The following is a 14,868-nucleotide window of genomic DNA, read 5'->3' on the forward strand; positions in this document are numbered from 1 at the left end:
CGGGTCGAGCGGTGTGGCTACCAGCCGACCGCTACGACCATGTACTGCGGGTTGTTGACGGAGATGTCAGAGGACTGCCCCGCATCGTCGTCGTAGGGGAAGCCGTATTGCAGGCCATTGATGGCGTTCTGGTGCCAGAACTTCGCGTAGTAGTTCGCCGGAGCGGCCTGGTAGAAGTTGCCCGGGATCGACTGCTGCGCCGACGGAAGCTGCGCGACGTGCCGGTTCAGGCCCGCGCAGAGCGTGGGATTGCCGGACAGCGTGCCGCCGCAGCCGAAGATCTGCGCGGTGGTGTCGCTGGTGTCGCCGTTGGCCGCCGCGTAGCTCGTCATGTAGTTCGCGTACTGGCCGCCCGGCTGGAAGGCCGGGTCGTTGCCGGGGGAGGGGATCCCGTACGGCGCCTGGTCCGTGGCCAGCTGCTTGAACTCGGTCGGCACCGAGGACTGGAAGCGGGAGAAGGTCTGCGACCGGCTCTCCTGGAACACCGGGTAGCTCTCGCCGACCTGCTGCTGCGAGCCGTCGTGGCTGTGCACCAGCAGCGCCAGCTTCAGGCCGAACCGGTCGACCCGGGTGGTGTCCACGTTGATGAACGTCGACCCGACGGTGAACTCGATGAAGTCGTAGTACTGGCCGTTCGGCTGGCCGAGATAGAAGTACATCCGGCCGGCCGAGTTGGCGGGCATGTCGATGTACTGCTGCTGAGCGATCGACGCCGTCTGGCCGTTGAAGCTCCAGTAGACTTGGCTGTCAGGGTACTGACCGTTGGTCTGGTTGGTGATCTTGACTTCCAGTACGTGCGTGGCCGCCGGAATGGTGCTCGTGTCGCCCCAGAACGAGGCGGGCGGAGCGCCGGTACCGCCGCCCCCGCCGCCGGTGCCGGTGGGAGAGGGCGACGGCGAGGGACCGCCGGTTGAGCCGCCGCCGGTGGTGAAGACCTTGAACTCCCAGAGCGAGTATCCGTACGCGGTTGCCCGGGTGGTGCCGTACATGCGGATGTAGCGGCCTGATCCGCTCGTGTTGAGGGTCTGGGTGCCGCCGGTGCCGGTGGTGGTCGAGTAGATCGAGGTCCAGGTGGCGTTGTCGTTCGAGGTCTGAATCTGGAATGCGGTCGCGTACGCGGCCTCCCAGATCAGCGTGACACCGCAGATCGACTGAGTACCGCCGAGGTCCACCTCAAGCCACTGCGGGTCGCTGAATGCCGAGGACCAGCGGGTGCCGGTGTTGCCGTCGACGGCGGCGGAGGCCGGGTAGGAGGCGTTCTCCACGGACGACGCGGTGGCGGGCATGTTCAGCGCCGCGTCGGTGGTGCCGCAGCCGCTGCCGGTGGCGGGGGTGCCGTAGACCTGGAATTCCCAGAGGGAGTATCCGTACGGGGTGGCCCGGGTGGTGCCGTACATGCGGATGTAGCGGCCTGATCCGCTCGTGTTGAGGGTCTGGGTGCCGCCGGTGCCGGTGGTGGTCGAGTAGATCGTGGTCCAGGTGGTGTTGTCGTTCGAGGTCTGGATCTGGAAGGCGGTCGCGTATGCGGCCTCCCATTGGAGCACGACCTGGGTGATGCTCGCCGACGCGCCGAGGTCCACCTCCAGCCACTGCGGGTCGCTGAACGCTGAGGACCAGCGGGTGCCGGTGTTGCCGTCGGTGGCGTTCGACGCCGGGAAGGCGGCGCTCTCAAGCGAGGACGCGGTCGTCGCCTTGCCCTGAGACAGCAGCGTCGGTGCCGCCTCGGCCTGCATGGACGCCGCTGTCAGCAGGCCGGCGGTCGTCACGGTGACCACCGCGGCCGCTACCAGGGCTCGTAGACGGGACCTGCGGCGCGGCCGGCCCGGGGGACGTTGAACCAGAAGCATGATTCTCTCTCCGTTGAGAAGAATTGGGCGTGCGGGCAGAGCCGTCGGCGCGGGGTGCGTTCCGTCGGCGGCTTGGTGGAGGTGTGGGTAACCTCCGGACTCACGCGGCCGGCCCGGTGCCGGGCTGCCGTACGAGCAATGGTTCGGAGAGCGCTCTCCGAAAGGGTGCTCGCGGGACGCGCGGCTGTCAAGCCGAGCGTGCTGTGGGACGCGCGGCCTTGAGAGGCTCGGCGCGGGCCGGGTCAGAGTGCGCACAAAGCCGCCGCCGCTCGGATGAGCGGCGGCGGAAGATGGCGGGCCTGCGGCACTTGCCAGCGAAGGGGTCACGGCGCCGCAGGCCCTGCGAAAGCGACGCTAAGGGGTGTTCGGGCACACCTTTTGCGATCGCCTCACGCACTAACAGGGACGCTATGCCTGCGCTGCGTTACACCCCTGCGGTGGGCATGGCGCCACTGGTCGTATCGCCGTTGCCGCCGCCCCCTTTGCCTTTGCCGTGCGTCGATGTCGAGCTCGGCTGTGGGGTGGGCACGTTCTCCTGGTTCGGACCGGTGGAGGGACTGGGGCCGCCGGTCTTCTCCGCCGGCGTCGTCGCCGGGGTGGCCCCTGCGCCGCCGGACAGATTCAGCAGATCGGTGCAGTACTGGTAGACCTTTTTCTCGCTGCCCGCAGCCGCGATCAACTGCGCTTTGTCCTGCCCGCTCAGCACCTTGCGCCAGTTTCCTTCGCTGCTGACGACCTGCCCGCAAAGGCTCTGGAGAGCGGTCTGGGTTGCCGGACCGGACGGCGCGGGCGTGCCGGCCGTCTGCTCACCCGGTTCGGTACCGGAGGTCGAGCCGGCCTGGGGGCCACCCGCGGTCGCGCTCGGATCCGGCGACGCGGAGGCCGTGCTGCCGCCGCTCGGAGAGCTTTCGGGCGACGGCCCGGGCACGCCGAGCCCGCCGAGGATCTGGTGCGCGAACGACTGCATGGGTGACGGCAGGATTCCCGCGCTCGCTGCCGCGGTGCCCGCGCCGACGAAGATACCGAGCACCGCCGCGTATTGCGCGGCGAGGCGCAGGCTATGCGACCCGCCGCGTTGCAGGGCGCGTTGCCGGGCGCGCCGCGCGGGCTCCTCAGCGGAGGTCCGCGGCGCCGGGATCAACGCCTCTGCGCGCCGTTCCGCTGTCCCAAGCTCTGTCCCCGCCTCGCGAAACGCCGTGAGAACCGCCGCGAACGCCTGCTCGTTGCGCTCGTCCGCGTACGCGGGCGCGGCGGCCGCGGCGAGCACCGCGTCGAGGTTCCGGCTGCGCCGCTCGTTCACTCGGCCACCTCCTCCATCGTCGCCGTCGCATTCGAGTGCCCGGCTTCCAGCACACCCCCGTCGTCGATGACTGTGGCAAGCCTACGCAGTCCGCGCATCGCGGCGATCCGGATGGCACCCGGGCGCTTGCCCAGGACCTCCGCCGTCTGCGTCACGTCCAGACCGACGACTACACGCAGCATCACCGCTTCCGCCTGGTTGGCGGGCAACTCGGCGATGAGCCGCAGCGCCGATCGCGTGGCCAGACGTTCCACGGCCTCGCGCTCCGGATCGTCGCGAGATGGGCGCTCCGGCGCCGCGTAAAGGCCCGCCGGGTCCTCTCGGCGGCGGCCGCTGCGACGCAACTCCTCCAGTGCGCGGTTGCGGGCCACCCGGAACAGCCACACCCGGAAACCGGCCGCGTCACCGCGGAAACAGCGTATGTCCCGCGCCGCCTGTAGCCAGGTTTCCGAGGCCACGTCCTCCGCGGCCTGCCCCACGACGACCCTCAGATACCGCAGCACCGGAGGGTTGAGAAGATGCCAAAGCTCTGCCATACCGGACTCGTCGCCCGCGCGCGCGGCGTTCAGGCTTTCGTCCAGGTCGCGGCCGCTCACCTGCGTCGGCTCCTCACCCTCGTGAGCACACTGAATCGGCATGCCTCTCCCTGCCCCCGGATCATTGCACAGGAGCGCCGCGTGCCCTAGACCATACGCCGGATCTGTCTCGCCGAGACCGTCTGGCCCAGCGACGGAACAATACCCGCAATCGTGGCCGAGCCCCCACCTTAGCGGGGAATCCCGGCGCCGCTCACCACTGCGCCCGGTCCCGAATCGCGCTGCGCGTAGTGGTCGCAGCGGGGGAGAGGTCGCGGCGAGTTTGTCAGCGGCAGAGTTCGCGTGTGTCAGCGTACTGCCGGACGCGGACGCGGGACGGCCACGATAGCCGGCGTAACGGTCGCGCCCGCCGTGCTGATCGGCTGAGGGACTGGTCGGCTGAGGGATCGGGCCCGCGCCCGCCCGCACGTGGCACACTGAAGCGAACGGCGGCGCGTGCCGCGCAGGGAGGTTCGGCGGATGCTGTCGGCGGTGGGTTCGTCCGATGTGCCGCGCAGGGCGCGCGGTGCCCTCGAAGCGGCGATCATGGACGTGCTGTGGCAGGCCGGCCGGCCGCTGAGCCCCGGCCAGGTGCGCGAACTTCTCGCCGCGTCCGGCGACGCCACGGCCCGGCAACTGTCGTACAGCACCGTGGTGACGATCCTGACCCGGCTGCACGTGAAGAAGGTGCTGGCGCGCAAGCGCGTCGGGCGTTCCTTCCACTACGCCCCGCTCGCCGACGAGGCCGGGCTTGAGGCGCGCCGGCTGACCGCGCTGCTGGACGGTTCCGCGGACCGCGAGGCCGTGCTCTCCCGTTTCGTCGCGGACCTCTCCGACAGCGACGAGGAACTGCTGCGGCGCCTGCTCGGCTCCGCGGGCGGCCGACCGGGCGGCGATGCCCGGTGACCCTCCCGCTCGTCGTCTGCCTCACGGTGCTCTTCCCGCTGGCGTCGATGTTCCTCGCGCGCCCGATCGCGGCGCGGACGGATCCGCGCTGGGGGACCTGGCTGCTGACCGGCGCCGCGGTGGCGTTGGCGGCGTGCAGCGGGTTGGCACTCACTCTCGTCACGTTCGCCGCGCTCGTGCGCGTGCCCTTCGTCGCGGCGCTCGGACGCTGGTCGCCGGCCGTGATCGACCGCGGCGACACGACGAGCGCGGTCCTGGCGATCGTCACCGGTCTGCTGCTCGGCATGGCGCTCACCGCGGCCGCGCGATTCGCGCTGCGGCGCGGCCGGGCGCTGGCCGAGGCGTTCCGGCACGCCCGCGGACTGCCTGGACGCGGACAGGTGGTGGTCACCTCGGACGCCGCGGCGGACGCGTACACGGTGCCCGGGCGGCCGGGCCGGATCGTAGTTTCGACGGGAATGCTCGACTCGCTCGACGATGTCGGCCGGGTGGCGCTGCTCGCGCACGAACGCGCCCACCTGTCCGGCCAGCACTACGCGTTCACCAGCGCCGCGCGCCTCGCCGCCGCGACGAACCCGCTGCTGCGGCCGCTCGCCGAGGCGGTCGAGTTCACGGTCGAACGCTGGGCGGACGAGTGCGCGGCGCGCGTGGTGGGCGACCGGCGTCTGGTCGCGGAGACGATCGCACGCGCGGCCGTGGCCGCCAAGCACGGCGGGCGGCGCAGGTGGTCGGCCGCCATGCTAGGCGCGGTGTTCCCGCGCCCGGACGGCGGGCCGGGACCGGTGCCGCGCCGGGTGGCCGCGCTGCTGGCCCCGCCTCCGCGGCGGCGCTGGATCCTGCAGGCCGCGGTGGTCGCGATCGCGCTGGCGGCGGGGGTACTGGCCGTCGAAGCCGCGCGTGACATGCACGAACTGCTGGAGACCGCGCGGTACCCGCGGTAGCGCCGAGCGGATGCGCGCGCGGCGCTCGCCCTTTTGCCGTCGCGTGGCGATTACCCTGCGACGAGACCCTGACACTCCGGTGCCGCTTCGGCGAACGCCTGTCGCCGCGCTCATCTACAATCTCGTAGAAGTTCTACTTGTTCGCCGCTGCAGACGGCCCGGCCGGCCCGGACGGCCTCGACGCGGGTAACCCGGCGACAAAGGCGATGCAGACGGCGTGTTGCCCTTCGGGGCGGCGTGGAGAAAGAGGAAGAGTTCGTGTCCGACTCGATCGTGCTCGCCGCCCATGTGGCGCTCAATCCGCTGGACTCGACCTCGTGGCTGGCCAGCCTCGGCGCCTTCGGCGTGTTCCTGGCGCTGTTCGCGGAGACCGGCCTGCTGATCGGCTTCTTCCTGCCGGGTGACTCGCTGCTGTTCACCGCGGGGCTGCTGTGCACCTCGGGAACCCACGTCGTCCACCTCTCGCTGCCGACGGTGCTCGTGGCCGCGGCGGCGGGGGCGCTGCTCGGCGCGCAGTGCGGGTTCTGGCTCGGGCGGCGCGGCGGGCGGCCGCTGCTGGCGCGCAGCCGCAACCGGCATCTGCGCGAGGGGATGGTCCGGGCCGAGGTCATCCTCGGACGGTACGGCTACGGCAAGGCGATCGTGCTGGCCCGGTTCATCCCGGTGGTGCGCACCGTGCTCAATCCGCTGGCCGGCGCGCTGGAGGTGCCGACCCGGGTGTTCACGTTCTGGCAGGTGGCCGGCGGGCTGGTGTGGTCGCTCGGAGTGACGCTGGCCGGGTACGGGCTCGGCTCCAGCGTCCCGAGCATCGACAAGTACCTGCTGCCGATCATCGCCCTGATCGTGGTGGTCTCGCTGCTGCCGCTCGCGCTGGAACTGCTGCGCCGGCGCCGGTCCGGTTCCGGGCCGGACCCGACCGTGCCGGAGGACTGCTGATGAGCGGCGCCGGAGTCGACGGCGGCTGGTACCTGGACGTCACCACGTGGGCCAGGGACAGCCGTTGGCTCAACAACCCCATGGACCTGTACACGACGCTCAGCCTCGGTGTCATGGTTCTGATGCTGTTGTTCGCCTGGTGGCGCGGCCGCGGCGGGACGGACAACCCGCTGGTGCGGCTGGGCGCGGTGGCGGTCGGCATCGCGGTGGCGATCGGCGCCGACGAGGTGATCAAGGCTCTGATTCATGAGCGGCGCCCGTGCCTGAGTCTGCCGCAGGCGTACACGGTGGTGGCCTGCCCCGGCCCGACGGACTACTCGTTCCCCTCCAACCACACCGCGCTGGCCGGGGCCCTGGTGGCGGCGCTTTTCTGCTTCAGCCGGCGGCTCGGCGTGATCGGGCTGGCGCTCGCGTTGATCGAGGGTTTCTCGCGCGTCTACCTCGGCCAGCACTACCCGCACGACGTGCTGGCCGGCCTGCTGCTCGGGCTGGTCGTGACCGCGCTCGTCGCGCGGACGCTCAGCCCGCTGACAGTGCACTGGCTCGCTCGCCGCGAGCAGACGAACTAGGACCTGTTTCGAGTTCGGCTCATGATCCGAACTCGAAACAGGCCCCAACGGGACGCCGGTGTCCCGCGTGGTCTGAGCGGTAACACTGAGTTAGTGTCCTTAGATTCACCGTGTCACCGTGTCACCGCGAACGGCAGGGCTGTGCGCCCAGCCGGATCGCTTGCCCATCGACGGACAGGAGCGGTCCAGCCATGCCCGAAAAGGTCGTCAGGGACAAGGTGCTCGTCTACGTCGTGCGCGACGGGCGCCTGCTGGTCTTCCGGCACACGGAATACAGCTACGAGGAAGTCGGCATCCAGGTTCCCGCCGGCAGCATCCGGGCGGGCGAGTCCCCCGGGGACGCCGCCCTGCGGGAGGCACGGGAGGAGACCGGGCTGCACGACTTCAAGATCGTGAAGAAGCTCGGTGAAACCGACTACGACATCAGCCCGTACCGGTTCGAGATCCAGCACCGCCACGTCTTCCACCTGGAACCGGCCGAGGAGACGCCCGAGCGGTGGGCCAGTCGGGAGGAGCACGACGGCCAGCAGGAGCCGACGCACTTCGAGTGCTTCTGGATTCCGCTGGAAGCGGCCCACATCCTCCAATCCGGCCAGGGCGCCCTGCTCGGCCGCCTGTACGACTGACCGCAAGCGGCAGACACGCCCTCACGGCCTCGGCGGGTGGATCAGCCCGCGTCCTGCACGAGCCCGATCGGGTTGCCGTCCGGGTCCTGGACCGAGGCGACCAGCCTGCCGCCGCCGACGTCCCTGACCTCGTCCACGGTCCGGGCCCCGGACTCCAGCAGCGCGGCCAGGCTCGCCTTGATGTCGTCGACATGCACGTACGGCAGCGGTCCGGCGGCCTTGACGCTGTTCTTCGGCACGAGGCCGATGTCCTGGCCGGCGACCTTGAAGCCGACATAGTAGGGCGCGTCGGCGATGGGATCGGCACCCAGCAGCGTGCTGAAGAGTTCCTTCGCCTTCTCCATGTCCTCGGCCGGGTAGATGATCGTCTGGATACCCTTACTCACTGCGGTCTCCTCAGGCAGGCGGCTTGTCGGGCGTTCTCAACGTAACGCCGCCGGGTTCCGGACCGCTTCTCGAAACCTGACCGATCGGCGCCGGGCGTCCGCCCGGGCGCGGCGCGACCCCGGGCGGGCGTGGGGCCGGTCCGGGGTCGCCGCCCTGGGGCGTGGTCAGCCGTCAGGGCTTGAGCGGTGGGTACGCGGGGTCGAGCAGGTCGTTGGCCTTGAGGAAGACGTGCAGCGGCGTGGTCTGCGGGTAGTGACCCCACTGGTGGTCGCCGGGCACCTGGCCCGCGCTGGCCAGCCGCGCGCCGAGTAGTTGGCGCTGCACCGGGTTGAACCGCGCGCAAGCCGCGGAATCGAGCAACTCGTCGTTCTCGTCCCGGCCGTAGGACCAGCGGTGTGAGTAGGCGAAGAAGATGCCCTTGCGGGTGATGTCCGAGTAGTTGTCGGTGCGGGTGTGCCAGAGACGGCGATCGAAGAACACCGCGTCACCCGGCGCGGCGCACACCTCGACCGCGCCTTCCGGCTCCGGCCAGCGCACGTCGCGGCGCGGCGGACCGTCGATCCAGTTGCGCACGTGGCTGCCGGGCACCACCTTGAAGTTACCGCGCCCGGTTTCGGAGACGTCCGAAAGCCAGTAGGCGATCTTGACCGAAAGCCGCGGGCGCGGGTCGCTCTCCAACTCGCGGTTCTGCCGGCCGCCGTCCTGGTGCCACTCGAAGCGGTACGGCTTCTCGACCCGGATCGGCGGGTGCACGTCCAGATGCGAGTGGTAGATGTGCACGTTCCAGCCGAGGACCGACCAGACCAGCGGGAAGGTGTTCGGGTGGTCGATCAGGCCGACCGTCTCGGGGCAGGAGGCGACCGCGCTCAGCTTGTGCATCGAGCCTTCCGGCGAGAGCCGCCCGGCCCGCGCCTGCTCCGCGTACACGCGGTCCAGAGCCTGCTCGTAGTGATGGACCTCGGACTCGTTGAGCGCCCCCCTGATCACGAGATAGCCATCCCGTTCGAACTGCTCGCGCAGTTCCTTGCACATCGGCGTCACCGCCGCCTGGTTCTCGGCCGCCATGGCCCCCTCCGTTGCTTCCCGCCGTTTCGCCGCTGCCCCCACACGGAGACGCCGACCGGCTGATCTGCTCACCCGCCCCGGGCGAAGCGAGAGCCGGCAACTGTAAGGACGCTCCAGGCCGGGCGCGAGGACTCGGCGCAACGGACACGAAAATGTTCGCGATGATCATCCCTGCTCGGCCGAGGGCCCGCCCGGACCCGCCGGAGTCTGTCTGAGCAGGCGGATTGCCGGTCAAAGTCAGGCGGCGGGCGGCACTCGCGCCGAGGCGCCACCACGTATCAGCCTGCTTGGAAAGCCCGTGTGGCAGCCGGTTTGCGCGGCATGCATTATTGCGTGGCGCGCAAGTTCCCGCTACGGTCGGCGCCATGCAGAGCAACGGCGGGGAAACGGATCACCCCGGCTGCGCCGGGCTGCGCGAGCGCAAGAAGCGCGCGACCCGCGAGGCGTTGAGCGAAGCCGCGGTCAAACTGGCCGTCGCGCGCGGATTCGAGAACCTGCGCGTGGAGGACATCGCCGAGGCCGCCGGCGTCTCCCCGCGCACCTTCAACAACTACTTCCCGAGCCGGGAGGCGGCGATCTGCGCCGCCCGCGTCGCGCAGATGAAGCTGTTCGCGGGCGCGGTGCGGGCCAGGCCGCCGCAGGAACCGCTGATCGACGCGATCATCAACGCCGTGCGGGTCGATCCGCGCGAGCCGGACCGCGCCGAGCTGCGCATGATCCACGGTGCGCCCACACTGCTCGCGGAGTTCCTGCGCACCGTGGCCGACACCGAGGCGCCGCTGATCGAGGCCATCGCGCAGCGCACCGGCACCCGCCCTGACGAAATGCTGCCGCGCGTCGCCGCGACGGCGGTCTTCGGGGCGTTGCGCGTCGCGATGCAGCAGTGGCTCGGCGCCGCGGACCCGCCGCCGTACCACGTGCTGCTGTGCGACGCCTTAAACCAGTTGCGCGAGTTGTCGGCCTCAGCACAGGCTACTGATCCGCAGCGCGTGCCCGAGCCCGTGTCAGAGCCCGCGCCGACCACTGTCAGCCCTGTCAGCGGCGCGTCAGCCCGGCCGGTCACCATGTCTGATCGAGCAGCCTGACCCGACCCCGAACCGAGAGTGCCCGAGTGCTGATCAAGACTTTGCGCGCCTTCCTGCGCCCCTATCCCAGACCGCTGGCGCTGATCGTCGTGCTCCAGCTCGCGTCGACGATCGCGACCCTGTACCTGCCCACCCTGAACGCCGACCTGATCGACAACGGCGTGGTCAAGGGCGACACGGGCTACATCATGCGCGTCGGGGCACTGATGCTGGCCATCGCGCTCGGCCAGATCTGCTGCTCGATCGGCGCGGTGTACTTCAGCGCCCGCACCGCGATGGCCGTCGGCCGCGACCTGCGCGCCGCGGTGTTCACCAGGGTGCAGGTGTTCTCCAGCCGCGAGGTGGGCCGCTTCGGCGCCCCCTCGCTGATCACCCGGACCACCAACGACGTGCAGCAGGTCCAGATGCTCACGCTGATGTCCTTCACGCTGATGGTCGCCGCACCGATCATGTGCGTCGGCGGGATCATCATGGCGCTGAACCAGGACGTGCCGCTCTCCTCGCTGCTGCTGGTGGTCGTCCCGGTGCTGGCGGTCGCGGTCTCGCTGATCATCTCCCGGATGCGCCCGCTGTTCCGGTCCATGCAGACCCGGATCGACAGCGTCAACCGCATCCTGCGCGAGCAGATCAGCGGCATCCGCGTGGTACGCGCCTTCGTGCGCGACGGCGCCGAGCGCAGCCGCTTCGACGAGGCCAACACCGGGCTGCGCGAGGTCTCCCTCGGCGTCGGCCGGCTGATGTCGATGATGTTCCCGACCGTGATGCTGGTGATGAACCTCTCCAGCGTGGCCGTGATGTGGTTCGGCGGGCACCGGATCGCCGGCGGCGGCATGCAGATCGGCGCCCTCACCGCGTTTCTCAGTTACCTGATGCAGATCCTGATGTCGGTGATGATGGCGACCTTCATGTTCATGATGGTGCCGCGCGCCGAGGTCTCCGCGGAACGGATCAACGAGGTGCTGGACACCGACAGCAGCGTCGTGCTCAGCGCGTCCCCGACGGCGATCGGCGACCGGCGCGGGCACCTGGAACTGCGCGGCGTCGAGTTCCACTACCCCGGAGCCGAGGAGCCGGTGCTCAAGGGCATCGACCTGGTCGCCCGGCCCGGTGAGGTCACCGCGGTGATCGGCGGCACCGGAAGCGGCAAGACCACGCTGCTGAACCTGATCCCGCGACTGTCCGACGCGACCGCCGGCGTGGTGCGCGTCGACGGGATCGACGTGCGCGAACTCGACCCGGCCGCGCTGTCCGAGGCGGTGGCCCTGGTTCCGCAGAAGCCTTATCTGTTCTCCGGCACCGTGGCCTCGAACCTGCGCTACGGCAAGCCGGACGCCACCGACGAAGAGCTCTGGTACGCGCTGGAGGTGGCGCAGGCCCGGGACTTCGTGGAGGCGATGCCGGAGGGCCTGAACGCACCGATCTCGCAGGGCGGTACGAACGTCTCCGGCGGCCAGCGCCAGCGCCTGGCGATCGCCCGCGCGCTGGTGCGCCGCCCGGACATCTACCTCTTCGACGACTCTTTCTCAGCTCTCGACTACGCGACCGACGCGGCACTGCGCTCCGCGCTGGCACACGAGACCGCGCACGCGACGGTCGTGATCGTGGCGCAGCGGGTCAACACCATCCGGCACGCGGACCGGATCATCGTGCTCGACGAGGGCCGCGTCGTCGGCGTCGGCACGCACCGCGAGTTGATGCAGGACGTGGACGGAACCTACCGGGAGATCGTGCTCTCCCAGCTCACCGAGCAGGAGGCGGCGGCGTGAGCCAGCAGACGGGGAACGGGGCCGCCGCATCGGCGGCCGCGAACGGCAAGGCCCCGGGCGGCGGCGCGGTCGAGCGCGCCGTGCCCAAGCGCGGACCCGGGCCGGCGCCGGGCGGATTCCGTGGCGGGCCCGCGGCGTTCATGGGCGGCAGGTCCACCGAGAAGTCCCTGGATTTCAAGAACTCCGGACTGCGGCTGCTGCGCACCATGCGGCCGGAACGGGCGCTGATCGTGGTCGCCGTCCTGCTCGGCATCGGTTCGGTCGGCCTGAGCGTGCTCGGGCCGCGGGTGCTGGGCCGCGCCACCGACCTGATCTTCGCCGGGGTCGTCGGCAAGCAGATCCCGCCCGGGGTCACCCAGGCCCAGATGGTCGCCCGGCTGCGGGCCCAGGGCCAGAACAACCTGGCGGAACTGATCGGTTCCATGCACCTGACGCCCGGCAAGGGCATCGACTTCACGCACGTCGGGCAGGTGCTCGGCGGGGTCGCGCTGATCTATGTCGGCGCCTCGCTGCTGATGTGGCTTCAGGGCCGGCTGACCACGACGATCGTGCAGCGCGCGATCTACCGGCTGCGCGAGCGGTCCGAGGCCAAGCTGGCCCGGCTGCCGCTGAGCTACTTCGACCAGCAGCCGCGCGGCGAGGTGCTCAGCCGGGTCACCAACGACATCGACAACATCGCGCAGAGCATGCAGCAGACCCTCAGCCAGGTGATCATCTCGCTGCTGACCATCGTCGGCGTGCTGGGCATGATGCTCTGGATCTCCCCGCTGCTGGCGGTGATCGCGCTGGTGACGGTGCCGATCTCGGTCACCGTCGCGGCCCGGCTCGGCAAGCGGGCGCAGCCGCAGTTCATCAAGCAGTGGGCGACGACCGGCAAGCTCAACGGCCACATCGAGGAGATGTACACCGGGCACGCGCTGGTGAAGGTCTTCGGGCGGGGCGAGGAGGCGCAGCAGCGGTTCGACGAGCACAACGAGGAACTGTTCCAGTCCAGCTACCGCGCGCAGTTCGTCTCGGGCCTGATCCAGCCGGCGATGTTCTTCATCGGGAACGTCAACTACGTGCTCGTCGCGGTGGTCGGCGCGCTGCGCGTGGCGTCCGGGGCGCTGTCCATCGGCGACGTGCAGGCGTTCATCCAGTACTCGCGGCAGTTCACCCAGCCGCTGACGCAGGTGGCCAGCATGGCGAACCTGATGCAGTCGGGGGTCGCGTCGGCGGAGCGGATCTTCGCCCTGCTCGACGCGCAGGAGCAGAGCCCGGAGCCGACCGCGGTGCACCTGCCGGTGCAGGTGGAGGGCAGGGTGCGCTTCGAGCACGTCTCCTTCCGCTACCAGCCGGACGAGCCGCTGATCGAGGACCTGTCGCTGAGCGTGGAGCCGGGCCACACGGTGGCGATCGTCGGCCCGACCGGCGCGGGCAAGACCACGCTCGTCAACCTGCTGATGCGCTTCTACGAGGTGACCGGCGGGCGGATCACGCTGGACGGCATCGACATCGCGGACGTCTCGCGGGAGGATCTGCGTTCGAAGACCGGCATGGTGCTCCAGGACGCGTGGCTGTTCGGCGGCACGATCGCCGAGAACATCGCGTATGGCGCGCAGGGCGCCTCGATGGACCGGATCGTCGAGGCGGCGAGGGCCACGCACGTGGACCGTTTCGTCAGGACCCTGCCGGACGGCTACGAGACCGTGCTCGACGACGAGGGCGGGAACGTCAGCGCCGGCGAGAAGCAGCTGATCACGATCGCGCGGGCGTTCCTCGCGGAGCCGGCGATCCTGATCCTGGACGAGGCGACCAGCTCGGTGGACACCCGCACCGAGGTGCTGATCCAGCGGGCGATGAACAAGCTGCGCGCGGGCCGCACGAGCTTCGTCATCGCGCACCGGCTCTCCACCATCCGCGACGCCGACCTGATCCTGGTGATGGAGGCGGGCAGCATCGTCGAGCACGGCACACATGAGGAACTGCTGGCGGCGGACGGCGCGTACGCACGGCTGTACGCGGCGCAGTTCGCGCAGGCCGTGGCCGAGGTGGACTGAGTATCTGTCCGACGCGACCCGGCCCGGCCGGCTCGACCGGACCCGGCTCGGCGTACAACCGGCCGTGGCCTGCCCGCACTCGGGCAGGCCACGGCCGGGCGCGTCCGTGACACGGCAGCCGGGCCGGCCGCCGCAGCCGGGTCAGCCTTCGCCGACCGATTCCGTCATGACCACCTCGAACTCCTCGACGCTGCGCACGGTCGAGTGCGCCTTGCCCACGGCGTCGTCGCGCAGGAGCGCGGCGGAGCCGCGCGACCGGCCCAGAGCCTCCCGATCCTGGTAGAGCACGGCCACCGTGGAGCGGCCCTTCGCGCGGTTCATGAACATCGCGATGCCGACGACTCCCGGCATCGCCTTCAACCGCTCCATGACCAACCCGCGCATGGTCTCGGCGCCCAGGTCCGCGTCCATCGGGTCGAACTCCAGGCGGGTCAGGCGCATGCAGGCGCCGGCAGAGAGCCGTCCGGGCCGCTGTGCGGCGATCACCTCCCAGTCGTCGATCGTCATCGTCGTGGCGAACGGGCGCAGCAACTGCGCGCGCCGGGTGCGCAGCGCCTCGTCGCTGTCCTGCCTGGCCTTCTCGCTCTCCCACCACGTGCCGATCGAGAGCTTGCCCTGCTCCCGGTCCGCGAACAGTCCCATGCCCCGGTATCCGGGCTGCTCGGACAGCATGGCGCGACCCTCACTGCGGAGCGCTTCGATTGCCGCGTCCAGCTTCTGCGGATCGCCCACCGCGTAAACAGTTCGCACGAACATGGCGCCTCCTGATGATGTGCGGCGCTCTGCCGGCAGAGCGCCGACGAGACCCCGCCGAGACCCCGTGAAT

General features: G+C 70.3%; 14 protein-coding genes. 8 read left to right on the forward strand and 6 right to left on the reverse strand.

The annotated features are described in order from the left end of the window. Positions 1-17: 17 nt before the first annotated feature. The 3 genes from KGA66_RS10645 to KGA66_RS10655 all read right to left on the reverse strand — a co-directional run bounded on the left by KGA66_RS10645 (position 18) and on the right by KGA66_RS10655 (position 3,743). Complete coding sequence (locus KGA66_RS10645; RefSeq protein ID WP_211467272.1) at positions 18-1,847, reverse strand: discoidin domain-containing protein; 1,830 nt, start codon at positions 1,845-1,847, stop codon at positions 18-20. Between the two features lie 424 nt (positions 1,848-2,271). Beyond that, positions 2,272-3,147, reverse strand: a complete 876-nt coding sequence (locus KGA66_RS10650; RefSeq protein ID WP_211467273.1) for a hypothetical protein — start codon at positions 3,145-3,147, stop codon at positions 2,272-2,274. Then, a complete protein-coding gene (locus tag KGA66_RS10655; RefSeq protein WP_312886850.1) occupies positions 3,144-3,743 on the reverse strand; it encodes an RNA polymerase sigma factor in 600 nt (199 codons plus the stop codon). Before KGA66_RS10655 ends, KGA66_RS10650 begins: the two co-directional genes overlap by 4 nt. Positions 3,744-4,214: 471 nt before the next feature. Here KGA66_RS10655 and KGA66_RS10660 point away from each other — a divergent pair, with 471 nt between their 5' ends. The 5 genes from KGA66_RS10660 (at position 4,215) to KGA66_RS10680 (ending at position 7,700) form a co-directional block, all read left to right on the forward strand. Then, complete coding sequence (locus KGA66_RS10660; protein WP_211467277.1) at positions 4,215-4,628, forward strand: BlaI/MecI/CopY family transcriptional regulator; 414 nt, start codon at positions 4,215-4,217, stop codon at positions 4,626-4,628. Further along, positions 4,625-5,569 (forward strand): M56 family metallopeptidase, encoded by a 945-nt coding sequence (locus KGA66_RS10665; protein ID WP_211467279.1) that lies wholly within the window; start codon positions 4,625-4,627, stop codon positions 5,567-5,569. The genes KGA66_RS10660 and KGA66_RS10665 overlap by 4 nt, the downstream gene beginning before the upstream one ends. 258 nt (positions 5,570-5,827) lie before the next feature. Further along, the gene (locus KGA66_RS10670) at positions 5,828-6,505 is read left to right on the forward strand and encodes a DedA family protein (protein ID WP_211467281.1); all 678 of its coding nucleotides are present in this window, start codon (positions 5,828-5,830) and stop codon (positions 6,503-6,505) included. After that, entirely contained in the window at positions 6,505-7,074 is a 570-nt protein-coding gene (locus KGA66_RS10675) for a phosphatase PAP2 family protein (RefSeq protein ID WP_211467283.1), read from the forward strand. The genes KGA66_RS10670 and KGA66_RS10675 overlap by 1 nt, the downstream gene beginning before the upstream one ends. 191 nt (positions 7,075-7,265) lie before the next feature. Beyond that, on the forward strand, positions 7,266-7,700 hold the full coding sequence (locus tag KGA66_RS10680; RefSeq protein ID WP_211467286.1) for an NUDIX hydrolase: 435 nt from the start codon (positions 7,266-7,268) through the stop codon (positions 7,698-7,700). A 41-nt stretch (positions 7,701-7,741) separates the two neighbouring features. Here the strand turns inward: KGA66_RS10680 and KGA66_RS10685 are convergent, their stop codons facing one another. Together KGA66_RS10685 and KGA66_RS10690 are read right to left on the reverse strand one after the other, a co-directional pair. After that, a complete protein-coding gene (locus tag KGA66_RS10685; protein ID WP_211467288.1) occupies positions 7,742-8,086 on the reverse strand; it encodes a VOC family protein in 345 nt (114 codons plus the stop codon). Between the two features lie 172 nt (positions 8,087-8,258). Next, positions 8,259-9,152, reverse strand: a complete 894-nt coding sequence (locus tag KGA66_RS10690; RefSeq protein ID WP_211467290.1) for a phytanoyl-CoA dioxygenase family protein — start codon at positions 9,150-9,152, stop codon at positions 8,259-8,261. Between the two features lie 365 nt (positions 9,153-9,517). Between KGA66_RS10690 and KGA66_RS10695 the strand changes: the two genes are divergently transcribed. The 3 genes from KGA66_RS10695 to KGA66_RS10705 all read left to right on the forward strand — a co-directional run bounded on the left by KGA66_RS10695 (position 9,518) and on the right by KGA66_RS10705 (position 14,042). Then, complete coding sequence (locus KGA66_RS10695) at positions 9,518-10,237, forward strand: acyl-CoA-like ligand-binding transcription factor (protein WP_211467292.1); 720 nt, start codon at positions 9,518-9,520, stop codon at positions 10,235-10,237. A 26-nt stretch (positions 10,238-10,263) separates the two neighbouring features. Next, complete coding sequence (locus KGA66_RS10700; protein ID WP_211467294.1) at positions 10,264-12,003, forward strand: ABC transporter ATP-binding protein; 1,740 nt, start codon at positions 10,264-10,266, stop codon at positions 12,001-12,003. Between the two features lie 140 nt (positions 12,004-12,143). Then, complete coding sequence (locus KGA66_RS10705) at positions 12,144-14,042, forward strand: ABC transporter ATP-binding protein (protein WP_211467337.1); 1,899 nt, start codon at positions 12,144-12,146, stop codon at positions 14,040-14,042. 141 nt (positions 14,043-14,183) lie between these two features. Here the strand turns inward: KGA66_RS10705 and KGA66_RS10710 are convergent, their stop codons facing one another. Further along, on the reverse strand, positions 14,184-14,798 hold the full coding sequence (locus KGA66_RS10710; protein WP_211467296.1) for an antibiotic biosynthesis monooxygenase: 615 nt from the start codon (positions 14,796-14,798) through the stop codon (positions 14,184-14,186). Positions 14,799-14,868 lie beyond the last annotated feature (70 nt).

The sequence above is a fragment of the Actinocrinis puniceicyclus genome, from assembly GCF_018283645.1.
In the GTDB taxonomy this organism is placed as follows: Bacteria; Actinomycetota; Actinomycetes; order Streptomycetales; family Catenulisporaceae; genus Actinocrinis; species Actinocrinis puniceicyclus.